The following is a 13,115-nucleotide window of genomic DNA, read 5'->3' on the forward strand; positions in this document are numbered from 1 at the left end:
CTCAGGAGGGGACAATCCCCTTCTGAGTTATACGCTCCGCGAGGATGCGCAGTGATTTTGATAAGAAGATGTCAGCAGAGCTGACCAAAATCACGCGCCAAGTCTCCGCGAGCGTCGACTTGAATAACAAAGTGTAACGAAAGTATAACAACAAAATACAAAGGCAACATGTGACAATAACATATAACATTACAAGAAAATACAACGATGGGAGAAAAAAGACGATGTACGAGAAGATTACAGAGTATGCGCGTATGCTGGATGAGAAGAGCCGGGCGAGAAGAAGAGATTTTCATAAGCATCCGGAGATGGCATGGTATGAGATGCGAACCTCGGCAATCATCGCAAAGACGCTGACGGAACTTGGCTATGATGAAGTGTTGACTGGAAAAGAAGTCTGTCTGGAATCTGCCCGTATGGGTGTCCCGTCGGAGGAGGAGTTGCAGGCGCATGCGAGGGAGGCGATCGCGTGGGGAGCACCGCAGGAGTATCTGACGGATGAGATGAAGGAAGGCTATACTGGAGTGATCGGAGTCTTGCACTGTGGCGAAGGTCCGGTTGTCGCCCTGCGTTTTGATATCGACTGTCTTGGAATGAGAGAGGATGCGACTTTGGAGCATCGCCCATATCGCGAGGGCTTTGCCTCCGAGCATCAGGGCTGGATGCATGCCTGCGGTCACGATGGTCATGCGACGATCGGTCTTGGAGTCGCAGAGGTGCTGATAAAGATGAGAGATCAGATTCACGGCACGGTCAAGCTGATTTTCCAGCCGGGCGAGGAGGGCGGAAAGGGCGCACGCGCGATTGTCGCTCATGGTCATCTCGACGATGTGGATTACTTTATCGGAACCCACGTTGCACCGAGCGGTGGTCCGGACGACGGTGATCTGACACCGGGAACCTGGGGATCTCTCGCAAACTGGAAGTATGACGTTCATTTTTATGGAAAGGCTGCACATGCGGGCGGATTCCCGGAGAAGGGATGCAATGCGATCGTTGCAGCTGCAAATGCAGTTCTCAACCTCTATGCGATTCCGAGACACAGCGATGGAATCACACGCGTCAATGTCGGTGTGATCGAGGGTGGAACGGGAAGAAATGTGATTCCGGATCACGCGGTACTTCAGATGGAGGTGCGTGGAGCGACGACCGAGATCAACGCTTACATGGATGAGCAGGCGAAGCGGATCTGTCAGGCAGCGGCAGATATCGCAGGATGCCGGTGCGAGATGGTGCTTCAGGGAGGCGGAGAGTCCCAGCAGAGCGATGAGGATTTCCTTGCCTACATTGGCAATCTTGTGCGCGAGCAGATGCCGGATCTGAAAGTCAGCAGTTGTGAGAATGCGCAGAACTGGGGCAGTGAGGACATTTCCCTGATGATGAACCGTGTGCAGGAACACGGTGGAAAGGCGACCTACATGAGATCGGTGACCGATATGGCATCCGCCCAGCATACGACAGCCTTTGATTTTGATGAGAAGGTGCTTGTCGATGCAATCCGTGTCTTCTCTCTGATTGTGTGTGATCTTCTGAAATAGTTAGTGGCAAGAGCCAAGACTATAAGAGAGCCAAGACAATAAGAACGTAAAAGTGATAAGCGTGTAACTGCGATAAGAGAGTAACTGCGATAAGCGTGTAACTACGGTAAGCGTCTTGGAAGAAAAAAATTAGAGAAGATAACGGACATCGAAGGTATGAAAGAAAGATATAAAAGAAAGAAATGAAAGGCGGGTGAGGGAGGATGACGGCTGTGACACAGGTGGATCTTGGAATTCTGCTCTGGATTCAGAATTATTTGAGAACGGATCGATGGACCGGATTTTGGCGGGCGATCACAACGCTTGGAAATGCCGGCTGGTTCTGGATTCTTTTCACCCTGGTTCTGATCCTTTATAGAAGAACAAAGCTCGTCGGAGTCGCATCCGCGCTCTCCCTGATTTTTGGTTTTCTTGTGACGAATCTTTTCTTAAAAAATCTGGTGGCGCGAACCAGACCATACGATTTTTCGACTCTGATCGTTCCGTTGATTACGCGCCCACATGACTACTCGTTTCCGTCGGGGCACACCTGTGCGTCGTTTGCGTGTGCGCTGATCTGTTTTCATCTGCTCCCGAAAAAAGCGGGAGTTCCGGTGTTGATTTTGGCGGTGCTTGTGGCGTTCTCGAGACTTTATCTCGGCGTGCACTACCCGACGGATGTGCTTGGCGGATTTCTCGTCGCACTGGTTGGGAGCAGTCTGGTCTTAAAGACGCGCCCGTACTGGGAGAAAAGGTTCTTGCCAGATTTGCCAGACTATGGAGAGAAAACGAGTGGGTTGAGGGATTGACAGAGCAGGACAACAAGAGATTCAAATGAGTACGAGTGAGTACGGAAAATAAGTATGAGAAAAAATGAGTATGGGAAATAAATAGGTAAAAAAGACTACTTGCGGGAGGAAGAACAAAACATGACAAAACAGGAACGGACTCTGGAGATTATCCAGAGGCTGAAGGAGGCGTATCCGGATGCGGATTGTACGCTCAACTACGAGGAGGCGTGGAAACTGCTTGTGAGCGTGCGCCTCGCGGCACAGTGCACCGATGCGAGGGTCAATCAGGTCGTGCCGGCGCTCTTTGAAAAATACCCGAGTCCTCAGGCACTTGCAGAGGCTCCGGTGGAGTCGATCGAGGAGATTGTCAAGCCGTGTGGTCTTGGACACAGCAAGGCGAGAGACATCAGCGCATGCATGAAGATGCTCTGTGAGAAATTCGGCGGTCAGGTGCCGGATGATTTTGATGCTCTGCTCTCGCTTCCGGGAGTCGGAAGAAAGAGTGCGAACCTGATGATGGGCGATGTGTTTGGAAAGCCTGCAATCGTTACGGATACGCACTGCATCCGCCTTGTAAACCGGATGGGACTTGTGGACGGGATCAAGGAGCCGAAGAAAGTTGAGATGGCACTCTGGAAGCTCGTTCCGCCGGAGGAAGGGAGTGAGTTCTGTCACCGCCTTGTCTGGCATGGACGAGAGATCTGCACGGCGCGCACGAAGCCGTACTGCGATCGGTGTTGCCTGAATGACATTTGCCCGAAGGTGGGAGTATAAGTCAGAGTGGATGTTCCCCTCCTCTATCGGTGAGGCAAAAAGTTACTGTTTTAACTGTTTTATAGATGGAAAGAAAAAATAATATAGATAGAAATAAAAAAATAACAGGTGTAAAGAAAAAATACTTGACACCGAAAATGTTTTCATGTATGATATCCAAGGTGATGTTATGGAAAGCATTGTAAAACAGAGTCTTCTGTATGATTTTTACGGAGAACTTCTCACGGAACATCAGCGAAACGTCTATGAAGATGTGATTTTCAACGATATGTCGCTGAGTGAGATTGCGCAGGAGCAGGGAATCAGCCGACAGGGTGTACATGATCTGATCAAGCGCTGTGACCGGATTCTTGCCGGATACGAGGAGAAACTTCATTTGATTGAGAAGTTTCAGGAGACGAAGCAACTGGTGACAGAGATCCGCGAGTTGACGCAGAAGTTTCAAGAGACAAACGACAGAAAATTGATTGAAAAAATAGAGCAGATTTCCAGCGACATCATAGATCTGTGATGCGAAGGCAAAACTGACGCAGAAACAGCGAAAGCTGGGCAGGAGGATGTTAGATGGCTTTTGAGAGCTTATCCGATAAATTGCAAAATGTATTTAAGAACCTGCGAGGCAAGGGACGTCTGAGTGAAGCAGATGTAAAGACCGCGCTGAAAGAAGTCAAGATGGCACTTCTCGAGGCGGATGTCAGCTTCAAGGTCGTTAAGCAGTTCATCAGCTCCGTTCAGGAACGGGCCGTTGGTGAGGAAGTGCTTGGTTCCCTTCAGCCGGGACAGATGGTAATCAAGATTGTAAATGAAGAGCTCGTTCGACTGATGGGTTCGGAGACAACCGAGATTGCGCTTCGTCCGGCAAGTGAGATCACCGTCATTATGATGGCAGGTCTTCAGGGTGCAGGTAAGACGACGACCACAGCAAAGATCGCCGGAAAGATGAAGGCAAAGGGCAGAAAACCGCTTCTGGTAGCCTGCGATGTCTATCGTCCGGCAGCTATTCAACAGTTACAGATCAATGGAGAGAAGCAGGGAGTACCGGTTTTCTCCATGGGTGAAAATCAGAATCCGGTCAACATTGCCAAGGCTGCCGTAGAGCATGCGAGCAAGAATGGATACAATGTTGTGATCCTCGATACGGCTGGTCGTCTTCATGTCGATGAGGGCATGATGGAGGAGTTAGTCAACATCAAGGAGACGGTTCATGTCGATCAGACAATTCTCGTTGTCGACGCGATGACCGGACAGGACGCAGTCAATGTGGCATCGAGCTTCCAGGAGAAGGTTGGAATTGACGGCGTGATTTTAACGAAACTTGACGGTGATACCCGAGGCGGTGCGGCTCTCTCGATCCGTTCCGTGACAGGCAAACCGATTCTCTATATTGGTATGGGAGAGAAGCTCTCCGATCTGGAACAGTTTTATCCGGATCGTATGGCATCTCGAATCCTTGGAATGGGAGACATCCTGACGCTGATTGAGAAGGCAGAACTTCAGGTCGATGAGGAGAAAGCCCGTGAGATGAGTCAGAAACTGCGCAAAGCAGAGTTTGACTACAACGATTTCCTTGAACAGATGGCTCAGATCAAGAAGATGGGCGGTCTGGGAAGCATCATGAGCATGATGCCGGGAATGGGACAGCTCAAAGGCGGAATTCCGGAAGTCGATGAGAAGTCGATGGATCGAATCGAGGCGATCATTCTTTCCATGACAAAGGAGGAACGGGCGAATCCCGCTCTGATGAATCCTTCGAGAAAACAGCGTATTGCACGCGGTGCCGGAGTGGACATCAGCGAGGTGAATCGAATCGTCAAGCAGTTTGACCAGATGAAGAAGATGATGAAACAGCTTCCGGGTATGATGGGCGGTGGAAAGAAGAACCGCGGTGGCCTGGGCGGTCTCGGAAATATGCTGGGCAAATTTAAAATGCCTTTCTAAGCACAAGATAAAAATATTGAGTGTGAAGGGTGAAAGGGCAGTAAATCGTTACCGTTTATGCAGGGCATGAACTTGTAACCGTAAATGTGATAACAATACAGGAAGCTGTATTTGTTGATAAAAAAGAAAACAGATCAAGAAGATTGAAAGAAAGTCAAGGAGGCTAATTAAAATGGCAGTTAAGATGAGATTAAGAAGAATGGGCGCAAAGAAGAATCCTTTTTATAGAATCGTTGTAGCAGATGCTAGATCCCCGAGAGACGGAAGATTCATCGCTGAGGTTGGTACCTACGATCCGAATCTTGAGCCGAGCGGAATCAAGTTCAACGAGGAAGAGACCAAGAAGTGGCTGGCAACTGGCGCTCAGCCGACCGACCGTGTAGCAAAGCTGCTGAAGACTGCTGGTATTCAGTAATCTAAGTGGAGACAGCTATGAAAGATTTGGTTGAGGTGATTGCGAAAGCATTAGTAGACAATCCGAATGAGGTGGTTGTCACCGAGACTGAAAAAGACGGCGAGACTGTGATTGAACTGAAGGTTGCCCCGTCCGATATGGGCAAGGTGATTGGCAAGCAGGGACGCATTGCAAAAGCAATCCGCTCCGTTGTCAAGGCGGCTGCTTCAAAAGAAGAAAAAAAGGTTGTTGTCGATATTCAATAGCCGGTTTGGCTGTCGCTGGGAGATTCCTGGCGACAGCTTTTTTTATATGATAGGAATATTGTAGTCTATCGTACAAAAGAGCTCCGCGAGGATGCGCATTTATATCATATTTTTTAGGAGAGGTTGAATAATGGAACAGACACTGCGAGTGGGTGTGATTTCTTCTACACATGGAGTACGCGGAGAGGTGAAGGTTTTCCCGACCACCGATGATCCGAAGCGTTTTAAGAAGCTCAAGACTGTGATGCTCGACACCGGACGGGAAAAATTGACCTTAAACATTGAGCAGGTGAAATTCTTTAAAAACATGGTCATCTTGAAATTTAAAGAGTTCAATGACATCAATGAGATCGAGAAATACAAGGGAAAAGATCTGCTGATCAATCGTGACCAGGCAGTAAAACTTGCGCCGAACGAAAATTTCATCGTGGATCTGATCGGACTGAAGGTTGTGACGGATGAGGGTGTGGAGTTTGGTACGCTGAAGGACGTCATGGAGACCGGAGCAAACGATGTCTACATCATTGACGGAAACGACGGAAAAGAATATCTCTTCCCGGCAATCAAGCAGTGTATTTTGAACATCGATCTCGAGGCTGGTGTGATCACCGTGCACATTTTGGATGGACTTCTTGATCTGTAAAGAAATATAAGAAATTTTAATTTTAAATTTTATAAGAAGTTTTATTGGCAATTTATAGAGATTTGTGTATTTGTGTAAGAGATAAGAGATAAAAGCTGTAAGAATAGATGCTTAAAAATGGAGGAAGAGAACGTGAATTATCACATTCTGACACTGTTTCCGGAGATGGTGATGGACGGACTGAACACGAGCATCATCGGACGCGCCACAAAGAAGGGACTTCTCTCGATTGAGGCGGTCAACATCCGGGATTATACAAAAGAAAAACACGGTCATGTGGACGATGCGCCATACGGTGGCGGTGCCGGAATGGTGATGCAACCGGCTCCGGTCTGCGACGCGTATGAGGCACTTTGCGAGAAGATCGGAAAACGCCCGCGTGTCCTCTACATGACTCCTCAGGGAAAGGTTTTTAACCAGAAGATCGCGGAGGAACTCTCGAAGGAGGAGGATCTCGTCTTCCTCTGCGGACATTACGAGGGCATTGATGAGCGTGCGCTCGAGATGATTGTGACGGATTATCTCTCGATCGGAGACTATGTGCTGACGGGTGGAGAGCTTCCGGCGATGGTGATGATTGACTGCATTTCCCGCCTCGTGCCGGGAGTGCTCAACAACGATGTCTCTGCGGAGATTGAGTCGTTTCACGACAATCTGCTCGAGTATCCACAGTACACCCGCCCGGAGGTTTATGAGGGACGACAGGTTCCGGAGGTACTTCTTTCCGGTCATCACAAGAAGATCGAGGAATGGCGCAGAGAACAGTCGATTAAGCGTACTTTGGAGCGTCGACCGGATCTTCTCGAGGATGCGGTTTTGAGCAAGAAAGAGAAGATTTACCTTGCAAAACTGCGTGCTCAGCAAGAGGTGCAGAAACCACAAGAAGAGCAGGAAAATCAGGAATAAAAATAAGGTTACAGAAATAATTAGAAAAGTACTTGCAATTATAAAATGAATATGATAGAATTGATGCGTTGTGACGAAGAAAAAAGAGATATTCCTCTGTTGCGCGGGACGCATTAAGAATGTCAAGTAGATGAAGGAGGTTCACACAAATGAACGAAATTATTAAGAATATTGAAGCAGCTCAGCTGAAGGCATCTGTACCGGAGTTCCGTGTTGGTGATACTGTTAAGGTATACAACAAGATCAAAGAGGGTAACCGTGAGAGAATCCAGGTATTCGAGGGTACCGTAATCAAGAGACAGAATGGTGGCGCAAGAGAGACCTTCACCGTTCGTAAGAACTCTAACGGAATCGGCGTAGAGAAGACCTGGCCGGTACATTCCCCGTTCGTAGACAACATCGAGGTTGTTAGAAAGGGTAAAGTAAGACGTGCAAAACTGAACTACCTGAGAAGCAGAGTTGGTAAGGCTGCAAAGGTAAAAGAGCTGGTTAAATAATTTTGCGAATTTTGCGTAGACGAGAGGGGACAATGTTTATTGTCCCCCCTTTTGTTATTTTACATGTCGAGGATGCGTCGGTGACGCGTCCATTGATTATAACGCGAAGGGATGCAGAGAGAACTGTGTAAAGAAATGCATGGAGAAATGCATAAAAAATGCGTAGAGAAATGCAGACAGAAACGTATACAGAAACGTAAAGGTATCCTTTTGGGTTAGAGATGAATATGGAGTATTTTCGTGTATTTTTATCAAAGTGATGAAAGCAACCTGGTTCGGCGTGTGTCCAGCTGGGTGGTGGATATTGCAGTCGCATTGGCGTTCGCCTGGTTTTTCCTCAATTTTTTTGGTTCTCAGATTGTAGTTGGAGGTCCTTCCATGCAACCCCTCTTAAATTCCGGGGATGTAGTATTGATCAACAAGATGGCTTATGATTTTGGAAAGCCGGATCGCATGGATGTTGTCGTGTATGAGCGGGAAGACCAGAAGACAAATGTGAAGCGGGTGATTGGAATCCCCGGCGATACGGTTCACATTCAAAACGGGACGGTCTACATCAATGGAGAGATCTTTGAGGAGGCAGGGACGGTGTCGCTTGCGGGTCTGGCGGAGACTCCGATCACGCTCGACGAGAAGGAGTATTTTCTTCTGGGAGATAACCGGGAGAGCAGTGAGGACAGCCGTTTCGTCAATGTGGGAAATATCAGGGAAGAGCAGATTATCGGGAAAGTGTGGCTTCGGATCGCCCCGCTTTCCGGGTTTGGGTTGATACGATCGTAGATTTTTATAGATAAATTTGGGATAGGAGGAAACAACTTTGAATATTCAGTGGTATCCGGGACATATGACAAAGGCCAAGAGAGCCATGAAAGAAGATATCAAACTCATCGATCTGATTGTAGAGCTTGTAGATGCGCGTGTACCGCTTGCAAGTCGCAATCCGGATATTGATGAGCTTGGAAAGGGAAAGGCGCGCCTGATCTTGCTCAACAAGGCAGATCTTGCGGATGAGCGTGCAAGTGCGATGTGGGCATCGTGGTTTCAGTCAAAAGGCTGTTTCGTGGTCAAGCTCGATTCGAGAAGCAAGGCTGGTATCAAGCAGATCAATGCAGTGGTGCAGGAGGCTTGTAAGGAGAAGATCGAGAGAGATCGTCGTCGTGGCATTTTAAATCGCCCGGTTCGTGCGATGGTAGTTGGAATTCCGAATGTCGGAAAGTCCACGTTCATCAATTCATTTGCCGGAAAAGCGTGTGCAAAGACCGGAAATAAGCCGGGTGTGACGAAGGGAAATCAGTGGATTCGCCTCAACAAGACCTTAGAGCTTCTCGATACTCCGGGAATTCTCTGGCCGAGATTTGAGGATCAGCGCGTCGGTCTGCTTTTGGCGATGATCGGATCAATCAATGATGAGATCCTCAACAAGGACGAGCTTGCAGTGGAGCTGATTCGTCTGTTGATGCAGAGATGTCCGGAGACGATGACGGAGCGCTACAAGTTAGACGGAATGAGCGAGGAAGAGAAAAACGAGCCGGGAGAGATCCTTGCACAGATTGCGCGTGCGCGTGGATGTCTGAAAAAAGGCGGAGAGCCGGATTACAGCAAGGCGTCAGCGATTCTGATTGAGGATTTCCGTTCTGGTCGTCTCGGTCGAATCACACTGGAACTTCCGCCAAAATCGGATGAATCCGAAAAAGCAGAGGTGAAGGAGACGAAGGCAACAGCAGACAAAACGGAGGCAAAGTGATGGCACTGAGAGAACTCAAGGGAGAAAAACTTCAGGCAGAATTGGAACGCCTGAAAAAAATGCGAGAGTATGAGGACACCTATGCGGCGTGTAGTGCAATCTGCGGAATTGACGAGGCAGGACGCGGACCGCTCGCAGGTCCTGTTGTCGCAGGCGCTGTGATCCTTCCGCCGGACTGTGACATCCTTTATCTGAATGATTCCAAGAAACTTTCAGAGAAGCGCAGGGAAGCCCTTTTTGTTGAAATTCAGGAGAAGGCAGTCGCATGGAGCGTCGGCATTGTCGGACCGGATGTGATTGATGAGATCAACATCTTGCAGGCGACGTATGAGGCGATGCGCCGTGCAATCGCAGGTCTTGGCGTTCAGCCGGATCTTCTGCTGAATGATGCCGTGACGATTCCGGGTGTTGAGATTCCGCAGGTGCCGATCATTAAGGGAGATGCGAAGAGTCTCTCGATCGCAGGCGCAAGTGTGCTTGCGAAGGTGACAAGGGATCACATGATGGTCGAGTACGATAAGATTTTCCCGGAGTACGGATTTGCAAAGCACAAGGGATATGGAACGGCTATGCATACCGAGGCTTTGAGAAAGTATGGTCCATGCCCGATTCACCGCAGAAGTTTTATCGGAAAGATTATGCAGGGAAGTGAAAAATGAATCGCCGTGCAGTCGGATCAAAGTATGAACAGATCGCAAAAGAATGGCTGAAGGCGCAGGGACTTACCATTCTCGCGCAGAATTTTCGATCGAGAACAGGAGAGATTGACCTGATTGCAAGAGACGGGCAGACGATTATCTTCGTGGAAGTTAAGTATCGAAGCTCGGCATCGGTCGGAGATCCGGCGGAAGCGGTCGGCTACCAGAAGCAGATGAGGATCCGGAACACAGCAAGGTATTATCTCTATCGAAATCGTTATGCGGAGGAGACACCCTGTCGGTTTGATGTGGTCGCAATACTCGGGAACGAGGTGCGCTGGATGAAGAATGCATTTTGATGCATGTGTGGGATTATAAGGTTTCTCAGGAGGAAAGATGATGGCAGATTGGATCAGAAAACAAGATGCAAAAGAACAGGTAAACATAAATCAGAAAAATGGAGTCTGCTATCTGACGTTTCCGGCACTTGAGCAGACTGGAATGGTATCACATGCCTTTTCGACGAGGATCGGCGGAGTGAGTGAGGGAATCTTCTCGACGATGAATTTTGGATTCACAAGAGGGGACAACCCGGCGCATGTGCTGGAAAATTATCAGCGCATGGCAGATGTGCTCGATGTCGATATGGAAAAGATGGTGCTGTCCTACCAGACCCACACGACGAATGTGCGCAGAGTCACAGCGGAAGACCTCGGGAAAGGTGTGGTCTATCCGCGCGATTACAGGGATGTGGATGGTCTAATCACCGACATTCCGGGCGTTACGCTTGTGACCTTCTATGCAGACTGTGTGCCCCTCTATCTTCTTGATCCGGTTCACCGTGCGATTGGACTGTCTCATTCTGGATGGAGAGGAACGGTTCACCGCATGGGAAAGGCGACGCTCGATGAGATGGAGAAAGCCTTCGGAACAAATGCCTCCGATGTGATTGCCTGCATTGGACCGAGCATCTGTCAGGATTGCTTCGAGGTCGGTCCTGAGGTTGTCGAGGAGTTTGCGACGGCCTTCGCGCCCAAATATCATGAAGAATTATTTTACCGCAAGGAAAATGGTAAGTATCAGCTGAATCTCTGGAGAGCGAATGAGATCATCTTTGCGGAACGTGGAGTAAAGCCGGAGAACATTCACACGACAGACATCTGTACCCGCTGCAACCCAGATTTCCTGTTCTCACACCGTGCAGTTGGAAAGGATCGTGGAAATCTTTCCGCATTCCTGTGCTTGAAGGAAAAATAAAAGGATATAGAATTTCTGATTAGATTCTGATTAGAAAATGCCGGCAAAGAAGATTAGAATCATGCAAAAAATCTTTGCGGATATTAGTTTGAATGGTGAATAGAACAGGTTTCGTTAATGTGAAAGGGGTGGTGGCAGGGGCGACGAGACGGGAAAGTCACTGCAAACCCGTGTGAGACGTCAGTGCTTAGATCGCGTAGTTTGCGATCTTATGCACTGCTACGTCGAACCCGGAGCGAGAGCGCGTTTGCAGGACTTTGCCCGTCTTCGGAGCCCCCCATATGCATAGAAGCCGTATAAACCTCTTTATAGCTTCATGAATCCCACACAAAGAAAAGGCTATTGCAAAACAGAGTGTTTTCTGCCTTGCAATAGCCTATCTTATTGCTGTTTTATTTTGCTTTTTGCTAATCGCTAACGTTATATTTAAACGCTGTATTTATTTGATGGAGCCGATATAATCGTATCCGTCGGAATGGTATTTGCGGAGCAGATTCTGGATCTTTTCTGTCGGGGACAGAGAAGCACCGATAGAAACATCGTGGTTAAAGGAGTTGATAATGGCAGCAATGTACTTGCTCATATCAGCCTCTAAGTACCACGGGCGATCAAGAAGTTCGGCCGGACGATAGTTTAAGTTGGTCGTGATAACATAGTCGATGTAACCACGGTTGTAGAATTCATCGAACTTCTCAAGTCCGCTGGTGAACAGACCGAAAGTACAGCAAACGATAACCTTGTCAGCTTTGCGCTCCTTCAGCTCTTTTGCGGTATCGAGCATACTCTCTCCGGAAGCGATCATATCGTCGATGATCAGAACGGTCTTGCCCTCTACGGAAGAACCGAGGAACTCATGAGCGACGATCGGGTTTCTACCATTCACAACGCGAGAGTAATCACGGCGCTTGTAGAACATACCCATGTCGACACCGAGGTTGTTTGCCAGATAAACGGCACGGTTCATTGCACCCTCATCCGGGCTGATGATCATCAGGTGATCCTTGTCGATCTTTAAGGACTGGTCATGCTTGAACAGGGTCTTCACGAACTGATAAGTCGGCATAAAGTTATCAAATCCGTTTAACGGGATTGCATTCTGCACGCGCGGGTCATGAGCGTCGAAGGTGATGATGTTGGAGACACCCATCTCTACAAGCTCCTCAAGTGCCATTGCGCAGTCTAAGGATTCACGCTTGGTGCGCTTATGCTGACGACCTTCATATAAAAATGGCATAATCACATTGACGCGGTGTGCCGTTGCGACAGAAGCACCGATGATGCGCTTGAGATCCTGAAAATGATCGTCCGGTGACATGTGGTTGGTGTATCCACATACAGTGTAGGGAATGCTGTAATTGGTGACATCCACCATTGCGAACAGATCAACACCGCGGACAGACTCGTTGATCACACCCTTTGCCTCACCAGAACCAAAACGCGGACAAGAACAGTCCAGAAGATAAGAATCTACATCGTAACCACGATAATTAAGATCCTTCTCGCGACGAATCAACTCTTCCGTATCGTTTCTGCGGAATTTGACGATGTGGTCATTGACCTTGCCAGCGAGATCCCGGCAACTTTCCAGAGCTGCGATTTTGAGCGGTGCAACCGGAAGAACATCATTGAACACATAATTATTTGCCATTTTTAAGCTCCTTCACAAATATATTCGGTTAAATTGAAGTTAAATCCACCCTCATTTATACCATTTTGAAAACAAGGCAGTCAATAGGCAAATGTCGAATTT

At 48.3% G+C, this 13,115-nt stretch carries 16 protein-coding genes; 15 read left to right on the forward strand and 1 reads right to left on the reverse strand.

What is annotated here, in order from left to right; all coding sequences use genetic code 11:
* Positions 1–224 precede the first annotated feature (224 nt).
* The 15 genes from ACR0QT_RS05855 to pgeF all read left to right on the forward strand — a co-directional run bounded on the left by ACR0QT_RS05855 (position 225) and on the right by pgeF (position 11,365).
* The gene (locus tag ACR0QT_RS05855; RefSeq protein WP_432629910.1) at positions 225–1,538 is read left to right on the forward strand and encodes an amidohydrolase; all 1,314 of its coding nucleotides are present in this window, start codon (positions 225–227) and stop codon (positions 1,536–1,538) included.
* Between the two features lie 203 nt (positions 1,539–1,741).
* Positions 1,742–2,326 carry a phosphatase PAP2 family protein gene (locus ACR0QT_RS05860; protein ID WP_432629911.1) on the forward strand — a complete coding sequence of 195 codons (585 nt, stop codon included), beginning with the start codon at positions 1,742–1,744 and terminating at the stop codon, positions 2,324–2,326.
* A 120-nt stretch (positions 2,327–2,446) separates the two neighbouring features.
* Positions 2,447–3,082: an endonuclease III gene (gene nth / locus ACR0QT_RS05865; RefSeq protein ID WP_432629912.1), complete on the forward strand. Its 636-nt coding sequence runs from the start codon at positions 2,447–2,449 to the stop codon at positions 3,080–3,082.
* Between the two features lie 169 nt (positions 3,083–3,251).
* On the forward strand, positions 3,252–3,593 hold the full coding sequence (gene ylxM / locus ACR0QT_RS05870) for a YlxM family DNA-binding protein (protein WP_432629913.1): 342 nt from the start codon (positions 3,252–3,254) through the stop codon (positions 3,591–3,593).
* A 53-nt stretch (positions 3,594–3,646) separates the two neighbouring features.
* On the forward strand, positions 3,647–5,020 hold the full coding sequence (gene ffh / locus ACR0QT_RS05875; RefSeq protein WP_432629914.1) for a signal recognition particle protein: 1,374 nt from the start codon (positions 3,647–3,649) through the stop codon (positions 5,018–5,020).
* Positions 5,021–5,192: 172 nt separating this feature from the next.
* Positions 5,193–5,435: a 30S ribosomal protein S16 gene (gene rpsP / locus ACR0QT_RS05880; RefSeq protein ID WP_177978588.1), complete on the forward strand. Its 243-nt coding sequence runs from the start codon at positions 5,193–5,195 to the stop codon at positions 5,433–5,435.
* A 17-nt stretch (positions 5,436–5,452) separates the two neighbouring features.
* Positions 5,453–5,680 (forward strand): KH domain-containing protein, encoded by a 228-nt coding sequence (locus ACR0QT_RS05885; protein ID WP_177978586.1) that lies wholly within the window; start codon positions 5,453–5,455, stop codon positions 5,678–5,680.
* Between the two features lie 130 nt (positions 5,681–5,810).
* Positions 5,811–6,323, forward strand: coding sequence for a ribosome maturation factor RimM (gene rimM / locus ACR0QT_RS05890; protein WP_177978595.1), 513 nt, complete (start codon positions 5,811–5,813; stop codon positions 6,321–6,323).
* 132 nt (positions 6,324–6,455) lie between these two features.
* Complete coding sequence (gene trmD / locus ACR0QT_RS05895) at positions 6,456–7,229, forward strand: tRNA (guanosine(37)-N1)-methyltransferase TrmD (protein WP_432629915.1); 774 nt, start codon at positions 6,456–6,458, stop codon at positions 7,227–7,229.
* Between the two features lie 149 nt (positions 7,230–7,378).
* Positions 7,379–7,726 (forward strand): 50S ribosomal protein L19, encoded by a 348-nt coding sequence (rplS, locus tag ACR0QT_RS05900; RefSeq protein WP_177978582.1) that lies wholly within the window; start codon positions 7,379–7,381, stop codon positions 7,724–7,726.
* 240 nt (positions 7,727–7,966) lie between these two features.
* Positions 7,967–8,506, forward strand: coding sequence for a signal peptidase I (lepB, locus tag ACR0QT_RS05905; protein ID WP_432629916.1), 540 nt, complete (start codon positions 7,967–7,969; stop codon positions 8,504–8,506).
* Positions 8,507–8,543: 37 nt separating this feature from the next.
* Complete coding sequence (ylqF, locus tag ACR0QT_RS05910) at positions 8,544–9,470, forward strand: ribosome biogenesis GTPase YlqF (protein ID WP_432629917.1); 927 nt, start codon at positions 8,544–8,546, stop codon at positions 9,468–9,470.
* Positions 9,470–10,129 (forward strand): ribonuclease HII, encoded by a 660-nt coding sequence (locus tag ACR0QT_RS05915; protein ID WP_432629918.1) that lies wholly within the window; start codon positions 9,470–9,472, stop codon positions 10,127–10,129. Before ylqF ends, ACR0QT_RS05915 begins: the two co-directional genes overlap by 1 nt.
* Positions 10,126–10,467, forward strand: a complete 342-nt coding sequence (locus ACR0QT_RS05920) for a YraN family protein (RefSeq protein WP_432629919.1) — start codon at positions 10,126–10,128, stop codon at positions 10,465–10,467. Before ACR0QT_RS05915 ends, ACR0QT_RS05920 begins: the two co-directional genes overlap by 4 nt.
* 40 nt (positions 10,468–10,507) lie before the next feature.
* Positions 10,508–11,365 carry a peptidoglycan editing factor PgeF gene (pgeF, locus tag ACR0QT_RS05925; protein WP_432629986.1) on the forward strand — a complete coding sequence of 286 codons (858 nt, stop codon included), beginning with the start codon at positions 10,508–10,510 and terminating at the stop codon, positions 11,363–11,365.
* Positions 11,366–11,804: 439 nt separating this feature from the next.
* Here pgeF and ACR0QT_RS05930 read toward each other — a convergent pair whose 3' ends face one another.
* Positions 11,805–13,013, reverse strand: coding sequence for a ribose-phosphate pyrophosphokinase (locus tag ACR0QT_RS05930; protein WP_432629920.1), 1,209 nt, complete (start codon positions 13,011–13,013; stop codon positions 11,805–11,807).
* Positions 13,014–13,115: the final 102 nt, after the last annotated feature.

The sequence above is a fragment of the Brotaphodocola sp. genome (genome assembly GCF_050873365.1).
Classification (GTDB): domain Bacteria; phylum Bacillota; class Clostridia; order Lachnospirales; family Lachnospiraceae; genus Brotaphodocola.